The sequence below is a fragment of the Hydrogenophaga soli genome, assembly GCF_054777695.1.
Window position 1 is genome coordinate 161750 of the sequence record NZ_BAAHAK010000009.1, and the last position, 21465, is coordinate 183214.

The 21465-nt window shown below is 63.9% G+C and carries 20 protein-coding genes and 2 tRNA genes; 15 read left to right on the forward strand and 7 right to left on the reverse strand.

Going from position 1 to position 21465, the window contains the following annotated elements; all coding sequences use genetic code 11:
- The first annotated feature begins 17 nt into the window (after nucleotides 1-17).
- From pal to aroQ, 7 genes are all read left to right on the forward strand, one after another.
- A complete protein-coding gene (pal, locus tag ACYVB7_RS16315) occupies nucleotides 18-572 on the forward strand; it encodes a peptidoglycan-associated lipoprotein (RefSeq protein WP_460509510.1) in 555 nt (184 codons plus the stop codon).
- 5 nt (nucleotides 573-577) lie between these two features.
- Nucleotides 578-1414 (forward strand): tol-pal system protein YbgF, encoded by an 837-nt coding sequence (gene ybgF, locus ACYVB7_RS16320; protein WP_460509511.1) that lies wholly within the window; start codon nucleotides 578-580, stop codon nucleotides 1412-1414.
- Between the two features lies 1 nt (nucleotide 1415).
- The gene (locus tag ACYVB7_RS16325) at nucleotides 1416-2534 is read left to right on the forward strand and encodes a YeeE/YedE family protein (protein ID WP_460509512.1); all 1119 of its coding nucleotides are present in this window, start codon (nucleotides 1416-1418) and stop codon (nucleotides 2532-2534) included.
- A gap of 10 nt (nucleotides 2535-2544) precedes the next feature.
- A complete protein-coding gene (locus tag ACYVB7_RS16330; RefSeq protein WP_460509513.1) occupies nucleotides 2545-3327 on the forward strand; it encodes a tRNA threonylcarbamoyladenosine dehydratase in 783 nt (260 codons plus the stop codon).
- A gap of 93 nt (nucleotides 3328-3420) precedes the next feature.
- Nucleotides 3421-3496, forward strand: a tRNA-Lys gene (locus tag ACYVB7_RS16335).
- A gap of 9 nt (nucleotides 3497-3505) precedes the next feature.
- A tRNA-Lys gene (locus ACYVB7_RS16340) sits at nucleotides 3506-3581 on the forward strand.
- A 217-nt stretch (nucleotides 3582-3798) separates the two neighbouring features.
- The gene (gene aroQ / locus ACYVB7_RS16345; protein ID WP_460509514.1) at nucleotides 3799-4275 is read left to right on the forward strand and encodes a type II 3-dehydroquinate dehydratase; all 477 of its coding nucleotides are present in this window, start codon (nucleotides 3799-3801) and stop codon (nucleotides 4273-4275) included.
- A gap of 8 nt (nucleotides 4276-4283) precedes the next feature.
- On the opposite strand, the gene aroE is transcribed toward aroQ, so the two are convergent.
- The 4 genes from aroE to ACYVB7_RS16365 all read right to left on the reverse strand — a co-directional run bounded on the left by aroE (nucleotide 4284) and on the right by ACYVB7_RS16365 (nucleotide 9684).
- Nucleotides 4284-5105, reverse strand: coding sequence for a shikimate dehydrogenase (gene aroE / locus ACYVB7_RS16350; RefSeq protein WP_460509516.1), 822 nt, complete (start codon nucleotides 5103-5105; stop codon nucleotides 4284-4286).
- Nucleotides 5102-5503, reverse strand: coding sequence for a lactoylglutathione lyase (gene gloA, locus ACYVB7_RS16355; protein WP_460509517.1), 402 nt, complete (start codon nucleotides 5501-5503; stop codon nucleotides 5102-5104). The genes aroE and gloA overlap by 4 nt, the downstream gene beginning before the upstream one ends.
- Nucleotides 5504-5721: 218 nt before the next feature.
- Nucleotides 5722-7494 (reverse strand): DEAD/DEAH box helicase, encoded by a 1773-nt coding sequence (locus tag ACYVB7_RS16360; RefSeq protein ID WP_460509519.1) that lies wholly within the window; start codon nucleotides 7492-7494, stop codon nucleotides 5722-5724.
- Nucleotides 7495-7710: 216 nt separating this feature from the next.
- Nucleotides 7711-9684, reverse strand: coding sequence for a diguanylate cyclase (locus tag ACYVB7_RS16365; RefSeq protein ID WP_460509520.1), 1974 nt, complete (start codon nucleotides 9682-9684; stop codon nucleotides 7711-7713).
- Nucleotides 9685-9784: 100 nt separating this feature from the next.
- On the opposite strand from ACYVB7_RS16365, the gene ettA reads away from it, so the two are divergent.
- The 3 genes from ettA (at nucleotide 9785) to ACYVB7_RS16380 (ending at nucleotide 14500) form a co-directional block, all read left to right on the forward strand.
- Nucleotides 9785-11449 carry an ABC transporter ATP-binding protein gene (gene ettA, locus ACYVB7_RS16370; protein ID WP_460509521.1) on the forward strand — a complete coding sequence of 555 codons (1665 nt, stop codon included), beginning with the start codon at nucleotides 9785-9787 and terminating at the stop codon, nucleotides 11447-11449.
- 90 nt (nucleotides 11450-11539) lie between these two features.
- Nucleotides 11540-12085 carry a DUF1415 domain-containing protein gene (locus tag ACYVB7_RS16375; RefSeq protein ID WP_460509522.1) on the forward strand — a complete coding sequence of 182 codons (546 nt, stop codon included), beginning with the start codon at nucleotides 11540-11542 and terminating at the stop codon, nucleotides 12083-12085.
- A gap of 126 nt (nucleotides 12086-12211) precedes the next feature.
- Nucleotides 12212-14500 carry a DUF1631 family protein gene (locus ACYVB7_RS16380; RefSeq protein ID WP_460509524.1) on the forward strand — a complete coding sequence of 763 codons (2289 nt, stop codon included), beginning with the start codon at nucleotides 12212-12214 and terminating at the stop codon, nucleotides 14498-14500.
- Between the two features lie 87 nt (nucleotides 14501-14587).
- On the opposite strand, the gene ACYVB7_RS16385 is transcribed toward ACYVB7_RS16380, so the two are convergent.
- Together ACYVB7_RS16385 and ACYVB7_RS16390 are read right to left on the reverse strand one after the other, a co-directional pair.
- A complete protein-coding gene (locus tag ACYVB7_RS16385; protein ID WP_460509526.1) occupies nucleotides 14588-15931 on the reverse strand; it encodes a sensor histidine kinase in 1344 nt (447 codons plus the stop codon).
- Nucleotides 15932-16606 carry a heavy metal response regulator transcription factor gene (locus ACYVB7_RS16390; RefSeq protein ID WP_460509528.1) on the reverse strand — a complete coding sequence of 225 codons (675 nt, stop codon included), beginning with the start codon at nucleotides 16604-16606 and terminating at the stop codon, nucleotides 15932-15934. It lies immediately after the preceding gene.
- Between the two features lie 133 nt (nucleotides 16607-16739).
- Between ACYVB7_RS16390 and ACYVB7_RS16395 the strand changes: the two genes are divergently transcribed.
- The 5 genes from ACYVB7_RS16395 to ACYVB7_RS16415 are packed head-to-tail and all read left to right on the forward strand — an operon-like array spanning nucleotide 16740 to nucleotide 20677.
- The gene (locus tag ACYVB7_RS16395; RefSeq protein ID WP_460509530.1) at nucleotides 16740-17891 is read left to right on the forward strand and encodes a hypothetical protein; all 1152 of its coding nucleotides are present in this window, start codon (nucleotides 16740-16742) and stop codon (nucleotides 17889-17891) included.
- A 19-nt stretch (nucleotides 17892-17910) separates the two neighbouring features.
- Entirely contained in the window at nucleotides 17911-19299 is a 1389-nt protein-coding gene (locus ACYVB7_RS16400) for a multicopper oxidase family protein (protein ID WP_460509532.1), read from the forward strand.
- A gap of 19 nt (nucleotides 19300-19318) precedes the next feature.
- Nucleotides 19319-19807 (forward strand): cupredoxin domain-containing protein, encoded by a 489-nt coding sequence (locus ACYVB7_RS16405; protein WP_460509534.1) that lies wholly within the window; start codon nucleotides 19319-19321, stop codon nucleotides 19805-19807.
- Nucleotides 19808-19836: 29 nt separating this feature from the next.
- Nucleotides 19837-20322, forward strand: coding sequence for a DUF411 domain-containing protein (locus ACYVB7_RS16410; RefSeq protein WP_460509536.1), 486 nt, complete (start codon nucleotides 19837-19839; stop codon nucleotides 20320-20322).
- Nucleotides 20323-20326: 4 nt separating this feature from the next.
- Complete coding sequence (locus ACYVB7_RS16415) at nucleotides 20327-20677, forward strand: copper-binding protein (RefSeq protein WP_460509537.1); 351 nt, start codon at nucleotides 20327-20329, stop codon at nucleotides 20675-20677.
- Nucleotides 20678-20715: 38 nt separating this feature from the next.
- Here ACYVB7_RS16415 and ACYVB7_RS16420 read toward each other — a convergent pair whose 3' ends face one another.
- Entirely contained in the window at nucleotides 20716-21459 is a 744-nt protein-coding gene (locus tag ACYVB7_RS16420; protein ID WP_460509538.1) for an amino acid ABC transporter ATP-binding protein, read from the reverse strand.
- Nucleotides 21460-21465: the final 6 nt, after the last annotated feature.

Consider the following 21465-nt stretch of genomic DNA (forward strand, 5'->3'; position numbering starts at 1 on the left):
TTGCTCTTTTTTCTGACATGAACCAAGCTGCTTTTCCCCGTCTTCGTGTGACCCTGGCCTCCGCTGCTGTGCTGCTGGCGCTGGTGGGTTGTGGCTCCAACGTCAAGCTGGACGACGTGCCCGTGTCTGACCGCACGGGTTCTTCCACGCAGGTGGACCCCAACGCCGCGGGCAGCCAAGGCAGCACGGGGCGCGTGGCCCCGGTGGTGGTGGACGAACAAGCCATTGCCGAGCCCCCAGCTTCGGTGGGTCGTGTCATCTACTTTGACTACGACAGCTACCTGGTCAAGCCCGAATTCGCCGCCACCCTGGACGCACACGCCAAGTTCCTGAAGGCCGATGCCAAGCGCCGTGTGGTGTTGCAAGGCCACACCGACGACCGCGGCACCCGTGAATACAACCTGGCCCTGGGTCAAAAGCGTGCGGAAGCCGTGCGCCGCGCCCTGGGCGTGCTGGGTGTGAGCGATGCGCAGCAGGAAGCGGTCAGCTTTGGCAAGGAAAAACCCGCGGCCATGGGGGCTGACGAAGCCGCCCACGCCAAGAACCGCCGCGTGGAATTGGTCTACCGTTGATCGTCATGACCCGCGCCCACACGCTGTCAGCTCCGTTGAAGGCCCCTCGCCCAAGCCGTTCGTGGCTGGGTGCGGGTTTGGTCGGTGTCGCGCTGGCTTGGCCGTTGGCGTCCCAAGCCCAGCTGTTTGGCGACGACGAGGCGCGCAAAGCCATCATCGACCTGCGTGAAAAGGTCGAGGCCAACCGCCGCCAGACCGAAGCCCAGTTGATCAACCTGTCCCGCGACTTTGCCAAGCAAAGCGAGGAATCGTCCTCGCCCACGCGCCGCGCCTTGCTGGACATGGGCAACCAGATCGAAACCCTTCGGCAGGACATGGCGCGGCTGACCGGGCAGTCCGAACAACTGGCGCGCGACCTGTCCGAACTGCAACGCCAGCAAAAAGACGCCCTGGTGGCCTTTGACGAGCGTTTACGCCGCCTGGAACCCGCCAAAGTCACGTTGGACGGTCGCGAATTCCAGGTCCGTGCAGACGAGCGGGCCGACTTTGAGCAGGGCATGGAGCTGGTGCGCAAGTCCCAGTTCGACGCCGCGGTGACCGCTTTTGGCAGCTTCCTGCGCAAACACACCGCCAGTGGCTACGTGCCCAGCGCCTGGTTCTGGCTGGGCAACGCCCAGTACGCCACCGGGGGTTACAAAGAGGCCATCGACAGCTACCGCAAGCTGATGGCGGTGGCCCCTGACCACCTGCGGGTGCCCGAGGCCAAGCTGGCCCTGGCCAACTGTCAGCTGGAGTTGAAAGACCCCAAGGCGGCCCGCAAGACCCTGGAGGAGCTGGTCAAGGCCCATCCGCAGTCCGAAGCCGCATCCACGGCGCGTGATCGCTTGAGCCGCATGCGCTGACATGGGACCGGTGGAGACGGTGGCTCAGCTGGGGGCCTTGCAATCACAGGTGTTGTGGGCGGTGTTTGCCGTGTCCATGGCCTTTGGCTGGCTGGTGCAGAAGTCTCACTTCTGCACCATGGGGGCGCTCAGCGACATCGTCAACATGGGCGATTGGTCGCGCATGCGCATGTGGGTCATGGCCATGGGGGTGGCCACCCTGGGGTTTCAGGGCATGGCCTGGATGGGGTGGATCGACCCCGCCAAAACCTTCTACACCGCCAGCCGCGTGCTCTGGTTGTCTGCTGTGGTGGGCGGTTCGCTGTTTGGTTTTGGCATGGTGCTGGCCTCAGGCTGCGGCAGCAAGACCTTGGTGCGCATGGGCGGTGGCAGCCTGAAGGCGTTGGTGGTTTTTTTCGTGATGGGTTTTGCGGCCTTCGCCACCTTGCGGGGCATCACCGCGGTGCTGCGGGTGCAGACGGTCGATGCCGTGGGTTTTGGCATGCCTAGCAGCAGTTCCTTGCCGCATTGGTTGGCCGGGCTGTTGGGCCAGCCCGGTTGGGCCACCGCGCTGGCCATGTTGATGGGGTTGGCCATGCTTGTGTGGTCCCTGTCCAGTCGCACTGTGTGGACCGTCAATCACTTGCTGGGTGGACTGGGCCTGGGGGCTTGTGTCGCGGCCATGTGGTGGGTGACCGGGCACCTGGGGTTTGTGCCCGAACACCCCGAAACCCTGGAGGCGGTGCACGTGGCCACCAGCACGGGGCAGATGGAGTCCCTGACGTTCACCGCGCCCCTGGCTTACTTGTTGGAGTTTTTGGTGTATTACAGCGACACGTCGCGCCACCTCACCACGGGCGTGGCTTCGGTGTTGGGGGTGGTGAGCGGTTCGCTGGTGTATTCGTTGTGGACCCGGCGTTTCCGTTGGGAAGGTTTCCGTGGCACGCAGGACACCGCACTCCATGTGGTCGGCGCCTTGCTGATGGGGGTGGGGGGCGTCACGGCCCTCGGTTGTACCGTGGGACAGGGCTTGTCCGGCATGTCCACACTCAGTGTCACCAGCATGCTGGCGGTGGCGGGCATCGTGGCGGGGGCGGTGGCCGGGTTGCGTTTTCAGCTGTGGCTGGTGATGCGTGACTGACCCGGCTGCCATGGACGTGGATCGTGAACGCCGCTTTGGTGGCCTGCGTCGCCTGTGGGGTGATGCGGGTGCCCAGGCGTGTGCCGCTGCCCATGTGGTGGTGGTGGGCATTGGCGGGGTGGGCTCCTGGGCGGCAGAGGCGTTGGCCCGGTCGGGTGTGGGCGCTTTGACGCTCATCGACCTCGACAACGTGGCCGAATCCAACATCAACCGCCAGATTCACGCCACCGCCGACACCTTGGGCATGGCCAAGGTTCAGGCCATGGCCGAGCGGATTTCGTCTTACCACCCGGGTTGCCGAGTTCACGGGGTTGAAGACTTCCTGACGGCAGAGAACATCCATACCCTGCTGGCTGATGTGCAGCGCGTGGCTGGGCCGGTTGATGCCGTGCTCGACGCGTGTGATCAGGTCAAGGCCAAAGTGGCCATGGCCGCTTGGGCTCGCCAGTCGAAGGTGGAGCACGTGACGGTGGGCGCAGCTGGGGGCAAACTGCATGCACAACAGGTGGAGGTGGATGACCTGTCCGCGGTCTCTCACGATCCTCTGTTGGCTCGCATGCGGCAAAACCTGCGCAAGTTCCATGGCTACCCGGTTCAGGGCAAGCCCATGAAGGTGCGCAGCGTGTTCAGCCGCGAAACGGTGCGACCGCCTGTGGCTGCCTGCTTGCCCGCGGGTGAGGCTGACGGGTCACTCAATTGCCACGGGTATGGCTCCATGGTGACGGTGACCGCCACCTTCGGCATGACAGCGGCCGGCGTGGTGCTCAACGCCTTGGCGGGCATGAATCCGTGATCGAAAGAGTGCAGTCGATTTGGGAAGTGGCAAAATTAACGCTATAATCTGAGTTTCAGCGAACGGTTGATTGATTCAGCGGTTCGCTGGTGTGGGACGTTAGCTCAGTTGGTAGAGCAGCGGACTTTTAATCCGTTGGTCGCAGGTTCGAATCCTGCACGTCCTACCACACAGTTTCGGGTTCTTAGCTCAGTTGGTAGAGCAGCGGACTCTTAATCCGTAGGTCGTAGGTTCGAATCCTACAGGACCCACCAGTCACAGGCCCAGTGGCACAAACAAACCCTGCATCGGAAACGGTGCGGGGTTTTTTGTTTCCGCTCGCTCACCCCAAGATGTGGTGCGCACGAGCTCGGTCCGTGTGTCGCCAACTGCCATGCGTTCACTTTCTGTGCTTTTACCCGTCCCGTTTTGTGGCTTGTCGAGTTGCTGCGCTGTTGACGTGACAGCAACTTGCGCGTGTACAGTTCGCGCATGCAGAAAATCCTCATCCTCAATGGCCCCAATTTGAATCTGCTGGGCACCCGTGAGCCCGAGCAATATGGCCGCACGACGTTGGCCGATGTGGAAGAGTCTTGCCGTCAGGCGGCGTCACGCTTGGGCTATGCCATCGAGTGCTTTCAAAGCAATTGGGAAGGGGCGCTGATTGACAAGATCCACGAGTACGGCCGTTTGTTCCGCGAGGGGCAGGCGTTGGGGTGCGTGTTCAATCCGGGTGCGTTGACGCACACTTCCATCGCCTTGCATGACGCCATCAAGGGGGTGGATGGGCTGCCCGTGATCGAATGCCACATTTCCAATGTGCACGCGCGCGAGGCGTTTCGCCACCAGTCCTGGGTGTCGCCCGTGGCCTCGGGGATCGTGGTGGGTTTTGGCGTGGAAGGGTACCTGCTGGCCTTGGAAGGCTTGGTGCGCAAGCACGGGCGTCCACCGGAGGCGGAGTCCCGCTGACCCACCCCTCAGACCAGGGGGACGGTGAGGCGTTGAATGACTTCCGCGGTGCCGGGTCGAACGCCTCGCCACCATGCAAAGGCTTCGGCGGCCTGCTCCACCAGCATGCCCACACCGTCGGTCACCACCACGTCAGGGCAGGCTTGCTGGGCAAACTTCAGGAAGGGTGTCAACCCCTTGCCGTACACCAGGTCATAAGCCAAGGCCCCTGAGCCAATAGCCTGTGGTGGCAGTGGGGGGGCTTCGCCGGTCAGGCTGGCCGACGTGGCATTGAAAACGATGTCGAACGGTCCATCCACATCGGCAAAGGTGGACGTGTTGATGTGGCCGACGCCAGCCAGGTCATTGGCCAATGCCTGAGCGTTGGACAAAGTCCGGTTGGCAATCCACACCTGTGCCGGTTGGTACGCCATCAGGGGTTCGATCAGACCCCGTGTGGCGCCGCCAGCGCCCAGGATCAGCACCCGCTTGTTCCGGATGGGAATGCCCAGGTTGTGTTCCACATCGCGCATGAGTCCCACACCGTCAAAGTTGTCGGCCAGCACCCGGTCGCCGTCGAACTTGATGGCATTCACCGCACCGGCGATGCGGGCTCGGTCCGAGGGATGCGTGGCGCACGCATAGGCATCCACCTTGAAGGGCAGGGTGATGTTCAGGCCTTTTCCACCGCTGCGCTGGAAGTCCGCCAAATCCTGGGCGAAAGCGCCGGGGTGTCCCTCAATGGCGGTGTACTCCAGATCTTGTGCCGTGGCCTGTGCAAACAGGCTGTGGATCAGGGGGGATTTGGAGTGCGAAATCGGATGCCCGATGACGGCGTAGCGGTCCGTCATGGCTGGGCAATGTACTCAGGGCGCTGGATGAGTTCGATCTTGTAGCCGTCCGGATCGACCACAAAGGCAATCACCGATTTTCCGCCCTTGACGGGACCGGGTTCGCGGGTGATCTGACCACCGGCTGTGCGGATGCGCTCACATGCTGCATGCACATCGAGCACGCCAAGGGCAATGTGGCCGTAAGCGGTGCCCATTTCATAATGATCGACGCCCCAGTTGTAGGTCAATTCGATTTCGGCGTGTTCCGGGTTGCTGCCGAACCCCAGGAAAGCCAATGTGTACTTGTACTCGGTGTTTTCGGAGGTGCGCAGCAAGTGCATGCCCAGCACCCGGGTGTAGAAGTCGATGGATCGTTGCAGGTCACCCACCCGCAGCATGGTGTGCAGAATTCTCATGGCTGCGCATTGTGCCGTGAACGCGGGGTCAGATGCTGGATGCAGGTCAAACACCACATTGCCGATCCGCCGATCTCCAGTGAAGGCTGGTGCCTGCAGTGCAGCACCACGCCTTCGGCACATACCTTGGACACGCCGGGGACCATCGGCGAAACGCTCAGACGGCGGTCAAACCGATGGCGAGGCATTCCAAGGGCTTGACCTGCACGACAGACGGGTTAGCGCAGGCGTCCGAAACTGGTGCGCAGGGGATCAGCCGGGCCGCCACGGGGCCCGTTGCCTCCACGTCCACCTTGCGGTCCACCGCGGCCATTGCGATTGCCGCCACGATTGCCCCCGCGTCCGCCCAGCGCATCAATGCTGGTGCGCAGCGGATCGGGTTGACCACCAGGTGCACCTTGGTGGCGCGGCTCGCGAATGCGCATGCTGCCCAGATGTGCGTTGGGGCCAGGTTGACGCTCGTTACCCTCGTGTTCGTCATGGCCTGCAGGACCACGATCAGCGCGCGGCCCCGCATTGCCTCGGGGGCGCTGCTGCTGCCCGCCATTGGGTCCACGGCCTCCACCATTGCGCCCGCGGCGGTCATCGTGGCGACGGGGTGGGCGAGGTTGACCATCCGGACCTGCTGCGCCGGCAGCGTCCCGCGGGGCATCATCCTGGCCTTGTCCGTTGGGATTGCGTCGAGGGGCTTTGGCCGGTGTATCCGAGGACTTGCGCTCACGCATGCGTTGCAACATTTCCTGCCGGGCCGCCTTGGCTGCCGCGGCCATCACTTCACGGCTGGGCGGCTTGCCTGCGCCACCCCAGATGGTCTGACGACCCATGGCGATGGGTTCGGCCTTTTCGCCGGGCTCGGGGCCGAAGCCCTCCAACGCTTGAACCGGAATGCGCTGCTTGGTGAAACGCTCGATGTCCATCATGAAGCCTTCCTCGTCCATGCACACGAGGTTGACGGCTTCGCCGCTGGCCCCCGCACGGCCCGTGCGGCCGATGCGGTGCACGTAGTCTTCGGGGATGTTGGGGATTTCGTAGTTGACAACGTGGGGCAGGTCGTCGATGTCGATGCCACGGGCCGCGATGTCGGTGGCCACCAGGGCGCGAATGTCACCGCTCTTGAACCCGGCCAATGCCTGGGTGCGGGCAGCCTGGCTCTTGTTGCCGTGCAACGCCATGGCCGTGATGCCGTTTTTATTGAGGTATTCGGCCACGTTGTTGGCACCAAACTTGGTGCGGGTGAACACCAGCACCTGGCTCCAGTTGTGCTCGTTGATGATGTGGACCAGCACGGCCTTCTTCTTGCCGCGCCCCACCGGGTGGATCACTTGTGTGATGCGCTGCACCGTGGTGTTGCGGGGGGTGACCTGGATGTGCTCGGGCGAACGCAGCAGGCCGTTGGCCAGGTCGCGGATTTCGTCGGAGAACGTGGCCGAGAACAGCAGGCTTTGCTTGTTTGCGGGCACCAGGGCCAGCACCTTTTTCACGTCGTGGATGAAGCCCATGTCCAGCATGCGATCGGCTTCGTCCAACACCAGAATTTCCACCTGAGACAGGTCCAGAAAGCCTTGCTGAGACAGGTCGAGCAAGCGCCCCGGGGTGGCCACCAAGATGTCCACGCCCTTCTTCAACAGGTTGATTTGGGGGTTCATGCCCACGCCGCCAAACACCACGCCGGAGTTGATTTGAGGCAGGTGCTTGCCGTAGACCTGAACGGACTCTTCGACCTGGGCGGCCAGTTCGCGGGTGGGGGTGAGCACCAGGGCACGAATGGGCTTTCGTCCGCCAGCGGCAGGCGTCACCTGAGAGAGCTTGTGCAGCATGGGCAGGGTGAACGCGGCGGTCTTGCCCGTGCCCGTCTGTGCCCCGGCCAGCAGGTCGTGCCCGGCAATGACGGCCGGAATGGCCTGTGCCTGGATGGGGGTGGGGACCTCGTAGCCCTGCTCGCGCACAGCTTGCAGAATGGCCGGGGCCAGGTTCAGTTCTTCAAATGTCATGTGATGTCGGTGCCCATCCTGGGCACAAGGGGTATCGGCCACGTCCTGTGCACGAGGTGCCAGGCCAGTCATGGGGGCTGATGGGTCTGAAAAAAGCCTTTGCAGCGCTGTACGTCCAGAGGATGGGGTGCACTGAAGGCTCGGCTGTGGCACTGACTGAAGGTGCGCACGGCGGCATTGTGACACAACCGATGCCTGATGCGGCGGGTTTGCAGTTCAGGCGCGGCCCACGGCGTACTGGCAGACGCGATTGCGACCTTGGTTCTTGGCTTGGTAAAGCGCGTCATCGGCATGGCGAAGCAGCGCTTCGATGTCCTGATCTCCCGAGGTGGTGGTCACGCCAATGGACACGGTGACTTTCAACGGCGTGCCCTGCGCCAAATGGATGGGCGTGTTGGTCAGCGTCAACCGAAGGCGTTCGGCAGTTTCCAGTGCGTGACCAGCGCTCGTGTTCGGGAGCAAGACGGCAAACTCTTCTCCGCCAATGCGACCGATGTGGTCGCATTCCCTCAACGAATGTCTGCACATCTGCGCGAGTGCGACCAGCACGGCATCACCGGCTTGGTGTCCGTGGGTGTCGTTCACGCGCTTGAAGTGGTCGATGTCCAGCATCAAAACGGACAACGAGCCGCGATGACGCGCCAGGTGCGCCAGTTCTTGTTGGGCCTGCAGCATGAAGGCCCGTCGATTGGGCAGTGACGTCAACTCGTCGGTGTTGGCGCGTCGCTCCAACGCTTGGTGGGTGTTTCTGTTCTCAATGGCCACGGCACACAGATTGGCTGCGCTCGCGATGCGTTTGATGTCGGTGGCGGACGGCACCGCGGGTTCGGCATGGTAGATCGCAAAGGTGCCCAGCACCTTGCCGTGGGAGGACAGGATGGGTTCGGACCAACAGGCGCGCAGATGTGCCGATTCCGCCAGACTGGCGTAGTCTGTCCAGAGGCTGCTGGTGGCGATGTCCTCCACGATGACGCGTTGCCCGGTGTAAGCGGCGGTGCCGCAAGACCCCACGGAGGGGCCGATGAGCACGCCGTCGATGGCTTGGCTGTAGAAGCTGGGGAGGTTGGGGGCTGCGGCCGTTCGAAGGCACTTTCTTTCGTCATCCAGCAACAGGATGCTGCACTGGGCGGAAGGGTCCTCCGCCTCCACCTGCAACACCACCGAATGAAGGATGGTGGGCAGATCGACGCCTCGCGCCACCATGTCCAGCATGGCGTCGTGCGCCTTGATGCGTTGCTTGCTTTCCCACAGCTCGGTGATGTCGGAAAAGTTGACCAGCCGTCGCTCGCCCACCCAGCTCACGCGGATGTTGACGTGTCGGACCTGTCCGCCCTTGCAGGTGACCTGGGCCAGCAGTTCCGGCGGAGGCAAGCCTTGAGCGCGGGCCAGGTTCACCTGCTCATTCCAAGGCTGGATGACCCGTGTCCGGTACTCGACGTCGGGATAGGCCAGGGTGTACCACGTGCTCAGGTCGGGCAAGTCGGCCAGGGTGTAGCCAAACAACTGGGTGAACTGGTGGTTGATGTATTCGATTTTTCCACCCCGATGAGACCACCCCGTGGCCACGGGGGAGGCATCGAGGATGTCTTCGAGTTGAATGCGGCGCTCGTTGCTCTCGCTGATGTGCTGCTCCAGCGCCTTCTGTCTGAGGCGGTCCAGCCCGCTGGCGGCCAGCATTTCGGCCATGCTGACCATGACCGTCATGAGCGACTCCACCTGCACTCTGGGCACGACGGGAATGGCCTGAATGGCAGTCAGGTACGACTGGGTGTCGTAACCGAACCGATGGGCTTGTTGGCGGAAGCGGTCCAAATCCGGAGGGGTGTGCAGAACCTGCCCCAAGAAGAGGGTGGCCACCTGGTGCCCTTCGATGGTCACAGGTGTGGCGTAGTCGCTCAAGCCATTGAGGCACAGGTCGCTGTTGATGCAGCCAGCCTCCAGGGTGCCCATCAGCTTCAGGTTGCTGGTGATGCATTGGGCATGGCTCAGGGCGTGGCCGCGGTGGAATGCTGTGCAGGCCCGGGTCCAGCCGGATTGGGTGAGCAACTCGCCGCTGGCATCGACCACGCCATTGGCAATGCCGGTGGCAAGGTGGAAGTTGTCCAGCACCTTCCCGAAGCTGTGCAGGTCCACCAGATCGGCGAAACGATAGGGAAACGGTTCTGCAGAGGCCGGAGACGTTGTGGTCATGCCGCGATTTTCGCCGTTGCCCGCGGATTTCCCAGCCCGTCGGGGCAAGGGATAATACGAGGCTTGACCTCTCGAACCGACCACAGACACAACACGACCCATGGCCCAATACGTCTTTTCAATGAACCGGGTGAGCAAGACCGTGCCGCCCAAGCGCCAGATCCTGAAGGACATCTCCCTGTCCTTCTTCCCCGGTGCCAAGATCGGCGTGCTCGGCCTCAACGGATCGGGTAAATCCACCCTGCTCAAGATCATGGCGGGTGTAGACAAGGAAATCGAGGGCGAAGCCATCCCCATGCCGGGCATCCAGATCGGCTACCTGCCGCAGGAGCCCCAGCTCAACCCCGAACAAACCGTTCGCCAGGCCGTGGAAGAGGGCATTGGCGGGGCCCTCAAGGCCAAGGCCCGCCTTGACGAGGTGTATGCGGCCTACGCCGAACCCGATGCCGACTTCGACGCCCTGGCCGCCGAGCAGGCCGAGCTGGAGGCCATCATTGCCGCCAGTGGCTCCGAAAACTCCGACCTGCAGCTGGAACTGGCCGCCGACGCCCTGAACCTGCCGCCCTGGGACGCCACCATCAAGAACCTCTCCGGGGGGGAAAAACGCCGCGTGGCCCTGTGCCGCCTGCTGCTGTCCAAGCCCGACATGCTGCTGCTGGACGAACCCACCAACCACTTGGACGCCGAAAGTGTGAACTGGCTGGAGCAGTTCCTGCAGCGCTTCCCCGGCACCGTGGTGGCCATCACCCACGACCGCTACTTCCTGGACAACGCCGCCGAGTGGATTCTGGAACTGGACCGTGGCCACGGCATTCCCTGGAAGGGCAACTACTCCGACTGGCTGGACCAGAAGGAACGCCGCCTGGAGCAGGAACAAAAGAGCGAAGACGCCCGCGCCAAGGCCATGAAAGAGGAGTTGAAGTGGGTGCGCTCCAATGCCAAGGGCCGTCAGGCCAAGAGCAAGGCGCGTCTGGCCCGCTTCGAGGAACTGAGCGACGTCGAATACCAGAAGCGCAACGAGACCAACGAAATCTTCATCCCCGTGGCCGAGCGCCTGGGGGCGCAGGTCATCGAATTCAACGGCGTGACCAAGTCGTTCGGCGACCGCCTGCTGATCGACAACCTCAGCTTCTCGGTGCCCGCGGGTGCCATCATCGGCATCATCGGCCCCAACGGTGCCGGCAAGTCCACGCTGTTCCGCATGATCCAGGGCGTGGAGCAGCCCGACAGCGGCAGCATCACCATCGGCCAGACGGCCAAGCTGGCCTTCGTGGACCAGAGCCGCGAATCGCTGGAAGGCGACAAGACGGTGTGGGAAGACGTGTCCGGCGGGCTGGACAACATCACCGTGGGCAAGTTCATCATGCCCAGCCGGGCCTACATCGGCCGCTTCAACTTCAAGGGCAACGACCAGCAAAAGCTGGTGAAAAACCTCTCCGGCGGTGAGCGCGGCCGCCTGCACCTGGCCAAGACCCTGGCCCAGGGCGGCAACGTGCTGATGCTGGACGAACCCTCCAACGACCTGGACGTGGAAACCCTGCGCGCCCTGGAAGAGGCCCTGCTGGAGTTTGCCGGTAGCGCCATGGTCATCTCCCACGACCGCTGGTTCCTGGACCGCATCTGCACCCACATCCTGGCGTACGAGGGCGACAGCCAGTGGTACTTCTACGATGGCAACTTCACCGAGTACGAGGCCGACAAGGTCCGCCGTCTGGGCGAAGAAGGTGCCCGTCCCAAGCGCGCCCGCTTCAAGAGCCTGAAATGAGGGCCCCCACGCTCCCGTTGGTCGCTGCCCCCCGAGGGGGCTCTCGCGCCTTGGGGCGGCCCAGCGGCGCTCAGGTTTTCGGAGGTTTGCATGGTTTCTGACGACGACGTGCTGGCGGCCACCCGCCGCTGGCTGGAGGAGGCCGTGATCGGCCTCAACCTCTGCCCGTTTGCCAAATCGGTGTACGTGAAGAACCAGGTGCGCATCGTGGTCAGCCGGGCGCGCCACATCGATGCCTTCCTGGACGACCTGGACCGCGAGCTGGACCTGCTCAAGACCACGCCTTCCGAGGAAGTGGAAACCACGCTGCTGGTCCACCCCACGCTGTTCCCCGACTTTTTGGTGTTCAACGACTTCCTCAACGTGGCCGATGAGGTGCTGGTGGAGCACGAGCTGGAAGGGGTGGTGCAGATCGCACCCTTCCACCCCGACTTCGTGTTTGATGGCGAGCCGGAAGGCGACATGAGCCACTACACCAACCGCTCGCCTTACCCCACGTTGCACCTCATCCGCGAGGAGGGGTTGGGCAAGGCGATTGACAGCTACGGCAACACCGATGAGATTTACGAGCGCAACATCGATGTGCTGCGCAAGCTGGGGCCTGCCGGTTGGCAGCGCCTGATGACGGGGCAGTGAACCCCGCAGGCTTCGTTGGGAATTGGTTGAGATTGAATTTGCAAACAAATTGACCCCTGGCGCTTTCTGCCAGGGTGTTTGCAGCTATTGATTTTGATGCCGCCTCGCGTGGCCAGGAGCACAACCATGGGACCCACCGCGGCCGCAACGGCCCGTACCCCCAACCTGTTTCATGCCTGCCTGGAAGAGGCTCTGGCCGAGGCCCCGGGCCTCATCATGCGCTGGACCAACGGCCTGCAGGAGGTCTTGCGGCAACAGGAAGCCTGGACCGCCGCCCCGGCCGCCAAGGCGCAGTTGTCCACCGCCCTGCGGGAGCTGTTGCACAGCAAGACGGCGTGCATGGAGCGTTGGCCTGCCCAATGGCGCGCGGCCATCCAGGAGGCGGTGCGCCGCCGCGGGGACTTGGATTTGCCCAAGCGGTCATTGGCCACCGTCAGCTTTGACGAGCTGGAGCTGATGGACGATTCCCAGATCCAGTCCACCGTGCAGGCCGCGCGGGTGGAGCAGGCGGCCAAGGGCGCTGCGGGCAGCGTGCTGGCCGATTTGACGGCGCTGCTGTCCAGCGTTCAGGGTTTCACCTCGGTGCGTCCCGAGAACAACCCCGTGCGGCCCGAAGTGGCCATCCAGGCGCTGCGGCAGACCTTGGAAACGCTGTGTCGGGACGCGGCCATCCGTGACCTCTGGCTCCTGCACGGCAGCGAGGCGCTGGGGCAGGAGTTGCAAATCCTGTACCGGCAGCTGGTCCACTGGCTGACCCAGAAAGGCGTCAAACCCGCCGATTACAAGGTCATCCAGACCTCGTCCCCGGTGGGCGTCGGTGTTCGTCACAGCAGCGGACGCCCGCGCCCGGTGGGCCTGGCCGACCAGGACAACCTCATCACCCCCCAGGCCATCGCACCGGCCCAGGCGGAGGCCGAACCTTCGGCCTTCCTCACCTTGGACTACCTGCACGACATGCTGGCCACCGGCCCCGGGGTGCTCACGCCCCAGGTGCCTGCGGCCCCGTTGTCCGCCAGCGGGTTGCCGGGGGGCGGTTTCCGTGGCCCGGGTGCTGATGGTTCGGCCCGTTCCATGGGGCCTTCGTCCAGCCCAAAGGGCGGTGCGGACGAGCCCGCCCATTTGCGGGCCCTGGCGGTCGAGGTGGTCAACCTCATGCTGGACGGCATGGCGCGCGACCCGCGGCTGCTGCCGCCCGTCATGGCCCTGATTCAACGCATGCAGCCAGCGCTGCTGCGCATCGCCGCCGACGATCCCCGCTTCTTTGTGGACCGGGGCAACCCAGCCCGCAAGTTGCTGGACGACATCACCCAACGCAACCTGGCCCTGGCGTCCGACGACGCCCCGGGCCTGGCCCGGTTGTGCTCCACCCTGGAAGACGTGGTGGGCCTGCTGCAGCGCACCGACGTGCGGGTGTCCTCCCTGTTCGAGACGGCGTTGGATGTCCTGCAGGGCCTGGACGCGCAGCAAGACGCTCCCCTGAGCCCCCCCACGGCGCAGGCCGTGCAGTCGCTGGTGCAGGTGGAGCAGCGGCAGTTGCTGGTGGAGCGGGTGTCCAAGGACCTGCGCGAACGGCCCGACTTTGCGACCGCCGTGCCCCTGATCCAGTGGTTCTTGCTGGGGCCCTGGGCCCAGGTGGTGGCGCAGGCGCGCTTGCATGTTGTGGACGCCTCCAGCCCCGGTGCCCGCCTGCCCGCCAGTGTGCGTTACATGGGGGTGGTGACCGACCTGATCTGGTCCACCCGCGCCGACGTGGCCTCGCAGGGCCGGGCGCGGCTGGCACGCCTCATTCCCGGCCTGCTGCGCACCTTGCGCGAGGGCTTGCAGACCATCGAGTACGAAGGGCAGACCTCGCGGCAGTTTTTTGCGCAACTCATGGCCTTGCACGAAGCCGCCCTGAAGGGGGAGGCCCCACCGCCCGAGGCGCTGGCGCCTCTGGACGCCAGCACCGGTCAGCCCCTGTTGCGCCCGCTGGATGTGTGGGTGCGCCCCGCCGAGGCGGCGGATTCCGGCTTCATGGACGAGGATTTCCCGCCCTTGGACTCCGATTTTGAGGACACGCTGCCGCTGGTCCGCGAGGACGAGGCCGCCCAGGCACCGTCACCCGCGCTGGAGGTGGGCACCTGGATCGAACTGCACCGCGAGTCGGGGGTGTGGGTGCGCCTGCGCCTGGTCTGGGTCAGCCCGCACGGGCTGATGTACCTGTTCAGCGGCGCAGGGCGCACCAGCTCCATGAGCCGTCGCCACTTTGACGACATGCGCCTGGCCGGTCGTGTGCGGCTGCTGGCCACCCAAAGCCTGGTGGACGACGCACTGGACACCGTCATGCAGGCGGCGCTGCACAACACGGCCCGGCGCTCCGATGGACGCACCGACTACCACGCCGACCACCCGGACCTGCTGCCCCCGCTGGCCTGAGGGGTCTTGCTGACCGCTTCACATGCTCAGGCTGTGACGGGTGATTTGCTATTTATTTTATAGCTGCTTTCGCTTATATATAAAGCGCTATGCGGCATTTTGATGGTTTGTTTTTTGGGGGAATTCCAAGCTGAACCGCGTGCATTGCGGGTTGGACTCAACCCGCACATGCCCGCCGTGCGCCTCGATGATGGCTTTGGTGATGGACAGTCCCAGCCCCGTGCCTTCCGCGTGGGGGCGGGCGGGGTCGGCGCGGTAGAAGCGGTCAAACAGCCGTGGCAGCACGTCGGGTGCAATGGGTGGGCCCGCGTTGCTGACCTGCACGGTGGTGGCCTGAGGCGTTTCGGTCACGTCGATGTGGACGATGCTCCCCGCCGGGCTGTGACGCAGGGCGTTGGAGAGAAGGTTGCTCAGCGCCCTGCGGAACATCAGCCGGTCTCCGACGATGAACCCCTCGCCTTGCAGCAGGCATTGCACCCGCTGCTCTTGGGCCACGGCCTCGTAGAAGTCGAGGAGCGCGCGTGCTTCGCTGGCGGCCGAAAACCGTTCTTTGCGGGGCAGGTCCACACCGCGTTCGGTTTTGGCCAGGAACAGCATGTCGGCCACCATGCGCCCCAGCCGTTCAAGCTCTTCGGCGTTGGAGGCCAGGATGTCGCGGTAGGCATGGGCATCGCGGGGCGCCGACAGCGTGACTTGGGTTTGTGTCAGCAGGTTGCTGATGGGGGTGCGCAGCTCATGGGCCAGATCGGACGAAAAGTCGGACAGTTGCTTGAAGTCGTGTTGCAAGCGCTCCAGCATGCGGTTGAGCTCGTGGGCCAGGTCGGCCATTTCTGCCGGCACGGCGTCCACGGGCATGCGTTCGTCCAGTTGCTGTGCGCTCACCCCGGCTGCCCGCGAGCGGATGGCCCGCAACGGGGCCAGCCCCTGGTGTGCGGCCAGCCAGCCCAACACGCCACTGACCAGGGTGGCCAGCACGGCATACAGCGCCAAGCTGCGCTTCAAGTCCGACAAAAAGTGGTTGTGGTGACCGGTGTCGATGGCCAGCATGACTTGGATGGCCTGACCATTCGCAAACGCGGGTCGCTGCTCAAACTGCCAGCTGCGCAGCGCATGCTCGTCTTGCTGCCAGGGGCTGGGTGACTGGAACAGCACGCTGACGGCGTCTTGAACCCGCACATGCAGGCCCTGGTGGTGGTTCAGGGCTTCGCTCAAGCGCCAGCGGGCGTCGTCTGCGGAGTTGGCGGCAGACAGGATGTCTTCCACCAGGTGTTGCTTGTCTTGCAGGATGGCGTGGTCCAAGTCCACAAAGTGCTGCTCGGTGGCCACCAGGAACAGCACCCCCAGACCCAGCACCACAGAGGCTGACACCACGGTGAAGAACAGCGTCAGGCGTTGCGTCAGGGGGAGGGAGGAGGTGGGCAGGCGCAGCATTCAGTTCGCCTCCAGCACATAGCCCATGCCCCGCACGGTCTGAATGAGCTTGACGGCCTGGCCTTCGTCCACTTTCAGACGCAGGCGCCGCATGGCCACCTCGATCACGTTGGTGTCGCTGTCGAAGTTCATGTCCCAGACCTGAGATGCAATCAGCGACCGCGGCAGCACCTCGCCTTGGCGACGCATCAGCAACTCCAGCAGCGAAAACTCCTTGGCGGTGAGGTCGATGCGGTGCCCTGCCCGGGAGGCGCGGCGGCGCAGGACATCCAACTCCAAGTCGGCCACGCGCAAGGTGGTGGGCTCGGAGCCGTGGCGTCCTCGACGCAGGATGGTGCGCACCCGCGCCAGCAGTTCGGCGAACGAGAACGGCTTGACCAGGTAGTCGTCCGCGCCCAGTTCCAATCCCTTGACCCGGTCTTCCACCTGGTCGCGTGCGGTGAGGAACAGCACCGGCATCAGGCCACCGCGCCGCCGCAGTGACTGAAGCACTTGCCAGCCATCCATGCCCGGAAGCATGACGTCCAGGATGACCAGGTCGTGCCCGTTTTCCAACGCCAGGTGAAGCCCATCGGGACCATTGACGGCCAGATCCACCACAAACCCGGCCTCGCGCAGGCCCTGGCGCAGGTATTCACCCGTTTTGGGTTCATCTTCCACGATCAGGATTTTCATGTTGGCTTCCTTGGCGATGGAGTGTCGCATTGCCTGGGTGACGAGGTCCGAAGATGACGGAATTGTCATTTCGCCGACAGCCTCCCGTTGTTTTGGCTTTGCAGAATTTCTCCCATCAACAGGAGCAATTCCCATGAAGCATCAAAGGCGCAGGTTCACGGCCCCAAGGGCGCTGCTGGCGGCGATCGGTCTGGCTGCCATGCCTGGGCTGTCGCAGGCCCAGACCACCGGCAGCCCGCAGGCATCGGGGACTTCGTCGGCGATTCAGGATTGGCGTCAGGCCAACGACACGGTGGGGCAGTTCCCTCGGGGGCACGCGGATGTGTTGCGCTGGGAGGCGGCACAGCCGTCTGCCAAGAAAGCAACGATGCCGTCCAACGGAAGCGGACAACCGGTCTGGTCGCTGCCCACGGCGGCACAGGCCGTGCGGTCAGCTTGGCAGGCCCACCCGGAGCTGGACCGCCCGTTGGCGCGCTTGGGCGCGGCTTCGGCAGGGCTCATGGCCGAGGGGGACATGGAAACCTTGGACCCAGGCTTGCAGCGGCGGGTGCACCACGCGGACGACGTGCTGGCCCTCGCCGTCCAGGCCCGCAAGGCGTGGATTGACGCCGTGGCGGCACGGCAAAAGCAGACCGCTTTGCACGATGCCCTGACCGCCGCCGAAGCCGCCGCCGAACTGGGGCAGCGCATGGTGAGCGTGGGCCATTGGAATCGGCTCCAGCAGTCCAAATGGGCATTGGCCTTGTCCACGGCCCGCATGGCGGTGCAGCAGGCGCAGTTGGAGGCCAGGCAGGCTGAGCGTAGCTTGTTGACCACCCTGCGCGTGTCCTCGGCAGAGGGGCGGGTGGACCTGCCCGACCGCCTGCCCGATGTCGCCCCTCAGCCCATGTCCCGCGAAGAATTTGCACGACGCCTGGCGTCCATTGCGCAGCAGTTGCCTGCAAGCGAACAGCAGTGGGTGGGGGCGCGGGGCGAAGCGGCCTTGGATGTCCATCGCGCCAGCCATGCGATTCACGCGGCCCTTCGGGATGACGTGCTCAAGCAACGTGAGCGGGTGAGCGAGGAGACCTTGCTTCGCTACAACGGCATGTTGGAAAGCGTTTGGGGGCTGCTGGCCGATGTGGAGGTTCGGATGCAGGCCGTGGTGGCCACCATCGCCGCCCAGCGCGATGCACTGTGGGCCGAAGCCGACCTGGAATGGGTGCTCCAAGGTGGACAGCCCCAAGCCTTTGTGGCGGTGGGGGGCGCACGCATGGCATCCCCCAGCGCAGCCTCTGCCCATTGACGAACAGGACCCCCAGACCATGAACCCCTCCATTCCCTCCCGACGCCAGTTTTTTGCTGGTGCTGCCGCATCGGTGGCGGGCCTGACCGTGGCCCGTGCGGCGCTGGCCGCTTTGCCCGAGCCCGTCATCCAGACCTCCGCGGCCACCGCGCCTCCGTTGATGCCGAGCACGGGGCATCCCTACAACCCGGTGGTGACGCTCAACGGCTGGACCTTGCCTTGGCGCATGAACAACGGCGTCAAAGAGTTTCACTTGGTGGCCGAACCGGTGGTGCGCGAGGTGGCCCCGGGCTTTGTGGTCAACATGTGGGGCTACAACGGGCAGAGTCCCGGCCCCACCATCGAGGTGGTGGAGGGCGACCGGGTGCGCATGTTCGTCACCAACAAGCTGCCCGAACCCACCACCGTGCATTGGCACGGGCAACGCCTGCCTGCGGGCATGGACGGTGTGGCCGGACTGACCCAGCCGGTGATACCCGCCGGAAAGACCTTTGTGTACGAGTTCGTGGCCCGGCGTCCGGGCACCTTCATGTACCACCCCCATGCCGACGAAATGACGCAGATGGCCATGGGCATGCACGGCTTTTGGGTCACCCACCCCAAAACCAAGCACCCCCTGATCAGCCAAGTCGATCGCGACTACTGCTTTTTGCTCAATGCCTTCGATGTGGAGCCGGGCACCCGCACACCCAAGGTCAACACCATGACCGACTTCAACATCTGGTGCTGGAACAGCCGGGTGTTTCCGGGCATTGATTCGCTCAACGTGCGGCTCAACGACCGGGTTCGCATCCGCATGGGCAACCTGACCATGACCAACCACCCCATTCACCTGCATGGCCATGAGTTCGAGATCACCGGAACCGACGGTGGCCCCATTCCCTTGGGGGCACGCTGGCCCGAGGTCACCGCCGACCTGGGGGTGGGGCAGATGAGGCAGATCGAGTTTGTGGCCAGCGAGGAGGGTGATTGGGCCTTGCATTGCCACAAGAGCCATCACACCATGAACGCCATGGGCCACGACGTGCCCACCCTGATCGGGGTGGACCACCGGGGGCTGGTGGGCAAGATTCAGAAGGTGATCCCCGACTACATGCTGATGGGCGAACGCGGCATGGAGGACATGGCCCACATGGAGATGCCCATTCCGGACAACACCGTCCCCATGATGACGGGGCAAGGGCAGTTTGGCCCCATCGCCATGGGCGGCATGCTCAGTGTGCTCAAGGTGCGCAAAGACCAAAAGCCTGGAGACCATGCCAATCCGGGGGACTATGCCTTTCCCTCAGGCACCGTGGCGCATGAATGGGCTGGGCCGTTGCCAGAGCCCACACGCCCTTCAACCGCACAGCCCACAACCCCGGCAAACGCCCGGGCCGTTCAACCCAAAGACCACCATGCACATTGACCTTCTCGGACACGCGCCCATGAACCTCTCATGCAAAGCAGTCGCGGGGCTTCTGACCCTGCTGACGTTGACACAGGCCGATGTGGCCTGGGCAGGGGGCAATCACACCGGAGGCCATGGCACCGATGGCGCGGCCGTGGGTCAGCCCGGTGTGGTCAGCAAGGTGACCCGAACCATCACCGTGGAGATGCGTGACGACATGCGATACACACCTTCAGACATCCGGGTTCGGCAGGGTGAAACGGTCCGGTTCATCGTCAAGAACCTCGGGCAAGCCAAACACGAAATGAGCCTGGGAACCGAGCAAGAGTTGCTGGAGCACCTGGAATTGATGAAAAAGTTCCCGGACATGGAGCACGACGAACCCAGCAAGGTGACGCTGGCCCCGGGCAAGCAAGGTCAAATCGTGTGGCACTTCACCCGGGCCGGGGCGGTGCATTTCGGCTGTCTCATGCCCGGGCATTACGAGGTGGGCATGAAGGGAACCGTCCAGGTCAGCAAGAAGTAAACCGATTCATCCCAGAAGGAGTCAGCGTCATGCCAAGTCATGAGTTTTCTCAGTCAACCAACAGGCGCCAGCTGTTGCTGGCTTCTTTGGCGGTGGGGGTTGCGCCCTTGGCTGCCCTGGCCGCCCAAGGCACGGCACCGGCTTTGCAGGTCTGGAAAGACCCCCATTGCGGTTGTTGCAAGGACTGGGTTGCGCACATGGAGCGCGAGGGCTTTGTGGTCTCGGTCAAGGAACAGGGCAACAACGCCGTGCGAGCCCGTTTGGGCATGCCCCAAAAGTACGCGTCGTGCCACACCGCGGTGGTGCAAGGTTATGTGATCGAGGGCCATGTGCCCGCCGCCGATGTCCTGCGGTTGCTCAAGGACAAACCACCAGCCCTGGGGTTGGCGGTACCGGGCATGCCCATTGGATCTCCCGGCATGGATGGTCCCGCCTATGGCGGTCGCCACGATGCATACCAGGTGTTGCTGATTCAAAAAGACGGATCAGCGCAGGTTTTCAACTCTTACGCTTGAACACATGAAACGTCATTCACTCATCTTGGCCTTGGCCACCGCATGGATTGCCCTGACCCTGCCCGTCCAAAGCGGGGCTCAGCCGGTGGCAGACCCCAGCGCCATGGACACGGCTTCCGCGGTGCCGTTGACCGACGGCGAGGTCAAGAAGGTCGACACGAACACCGGAAAAATCACCATCAAACACGGTGACATCAAGCACCTGGACATGCCGGGCATGACCATGGTGTTCACCGTCAAAGACAAGGGGATTCTGGCCAACGTCCAACCCGGCGACAAGGTCAAGTTCCGGGTTGTGAGCGAGGGCGGCAAGATGGTGGTAACCCAGTTGCTGCCCGCTTCGCCGCCCCGCTGAGTCCTTGCACTTTGCGGGTTGGCTTCAGCCCGCGGGCCTCAGTGGCCCAGGATCTTGGACAGGAAGTCGCGGCTGCGCTCGTTTTGCGGGTGGTTGAAGAACTCGTGCGGCGTGTTCTGCTCGACGATCTGGCCTTGATCCATGAAGATCACACGGTCGGCCACGGCCTTGGCAAAGCCCATTTCGTGCGTGACGCAGATCATGGTGATGCCCTGGTTGGCCATCTCGATCATCACGTCCAGCACTTCCTTGATCATTTCGGGGTCGAGCGCCGAGGTGGGCTCGTCGAACAGCATGATCTTGGGCTTGAGGCACAACGCCCGCGCAATGGCCACACGCTGCTGCTGGCCGCCGGACAGTTGCAGCGGGTACTTGTGGGCCTGCTCGGCAATGCGCACGCGCTTGAGCTGCGCCATGGCCCGTTCCTCCGCCTCTTTCTTGGGCACCTTGCCCACCCACATGGGCGAGAGGGTCAGGTTTTCCAGCACGGTGAGGTGGGGGAACAGGTTGAACTGCTGGAACACCATGCCCACTTCCTTGCGGACCTGGTCAATGGCCTTCACGTCGTCGGTGAGCTCAATGCCGTCCACCTTGAGGGTGCCTTGCTGATGCTCTTCCAGGCGGTTGATGCAACGGATCATGGTGGACTTGCCCGAGCCCGAAGGCCCGCACACCACAATGCGTTCGCCCTTGGCCACGGACAGGTCGATGTCGCGCAGCACGTGGAAGTTGTTGCCGTACCACTTGTTGACCTTGTCGAAGGTGATGATGGGTTCAGACATGTTGTA

Bases quoted from the DNA above. Each gene is read 5' to 3' on its own strand.
- ACYVB7_RS16325 (WP_460509512.1), top strand. From the start codon at position 1,416: ATGGGACCGGTGGAGACGGTGGCTCAGCTGGGGGCCTTGCAATCACAG.
- ACYVB7_RS16365 (WP_460509520.1), bottom strand. From the start codon at position 9,684: ATGACCACAACGTCTCCGGCCTCTGCAGAACCGTTTCCCTATCGTTTC.
- ACYVB7_RS16330 (WP_460509513.1), top strand. From the start codon at position 2,545: ATGGACGTGGATCGTGAACGCCGCTTTGGTGGCCTGCGTCGCCTGTGG.
- ACYVB7_RS16400 (WP_460509532.1), top strand. From the start codon at position 17,911: ATGAACCCCTCCATTCCCTCCCGACGCCAGTTTTTTGCTGGTGCTGCC.
- pal (WP_460509510.1), top strand. From the start codon at position 18: ATGAACCAAGCTGCTTTTCCCCGTCTTCGTGTGACCCTGGCCTCCGCT.
- ACYVB7_RS16385 (WP_460509526.1), bottom strand. From the start codon at position 15,931: ATGCTGCGCCTGCCCACCTCCTCCCTCCCCCTGACGCAACGCCTGACG.
- ACYVB7_RS16360 (WP_460509519.1), bottom strand. From the start codon at position 7,494: ATGACATTTGAAGAACTGAACCTGGCCCCGGCCATTCTGCAAGCTGTG.
- ACYVB7_RS16390 (WP_460509528.1), bottom strand. From the start codon at position 16,606: ATGAAAATCCTGATCGTGGAAGATGAACCCAAAACGGGTGAATACCTG.
- ACYVB7_RS16380 (WP_460509524.1), top strand. From the start codon at position 12,212: ATGGGACCCACCGCGGCCGCAACGGCCCGTACCCCCAACCTGTTTCAT.
- ACYVB7_RS16415 (WP_460509537.1), top strand. From the start codon at position 20,327: ATGAAACGTCATTCACTCATCTTGGCCTTGGCCACCGCATGGATTGCC.
- ACYVB7_RS16395 (WP_460509530.1), top strand. From the start codon at position 16,740: ATGAAGCATCAAAGGCGCAGGTTCACGGCCCCAAGGGCGCTGCTGGCG.
- gloA (WP_460509517.1), bottom strand. From the start codon at position 5,503: ATGAGAATTCTGCACACCATGCTGCGGGTGGGTGACCTGCAACGATCC.
- aroQ (WP_460509514.1), top strand. From the start codon at position 3,799: ATGCAGAAAATCCTCATCCTCAATGGCCCCAATTTGAATCTGCTGGGC.
- aroE (WP_460509516.1), bottom strand. From the start codon at position 5,105: ATGACGGACCGCTACGCCGTCATCGGGCATCCGATTTCGCACTCCAAA.
- ACYVB7_RS16410 (WP_460509536.1), top strand. From the start codon at position 19,837: ATGCCAAGTCATGAGTTTTCTCAGTCAACCAACAGGCGCCAGCTGTTG.
- ACYVB7_RS16375 (WP_460509522.1), top strand. From the start codon at position 11,540: ATGGTTTCTGACGACGACGTGCTGGCGGCCACCCGCCGCTGGCTGGAG.
- ybgF (WP_460509511.1), top strand. From the start codon at position 578: ATGACCCGCGCCCACACGCTGTCAGCTCCGTTGAAGGCCCCTCGCCCA.
- ACYVB7_RS16405 (WP_460509534.1), top strand. From the start codon at position 19,319: ATGAACCTCTCATGCAAAGCAGTCGCGGGGCTTCTGACCCTGCTGACG.
- ACYVB7_RS16420 (WP_460509538.1), bottom strand. From the start codon at position 21,459: ATGTCTGAACCCATCATCACCTTCGACAAGGTCAACAAGTGGTACGGC.
- ettA (WP_460509521.1), top strand. From the start codon at position 9,785: ATGGCCCAATACGTCTTTTCAATGAACCGGGTGAGCAAGACCGTGCCG.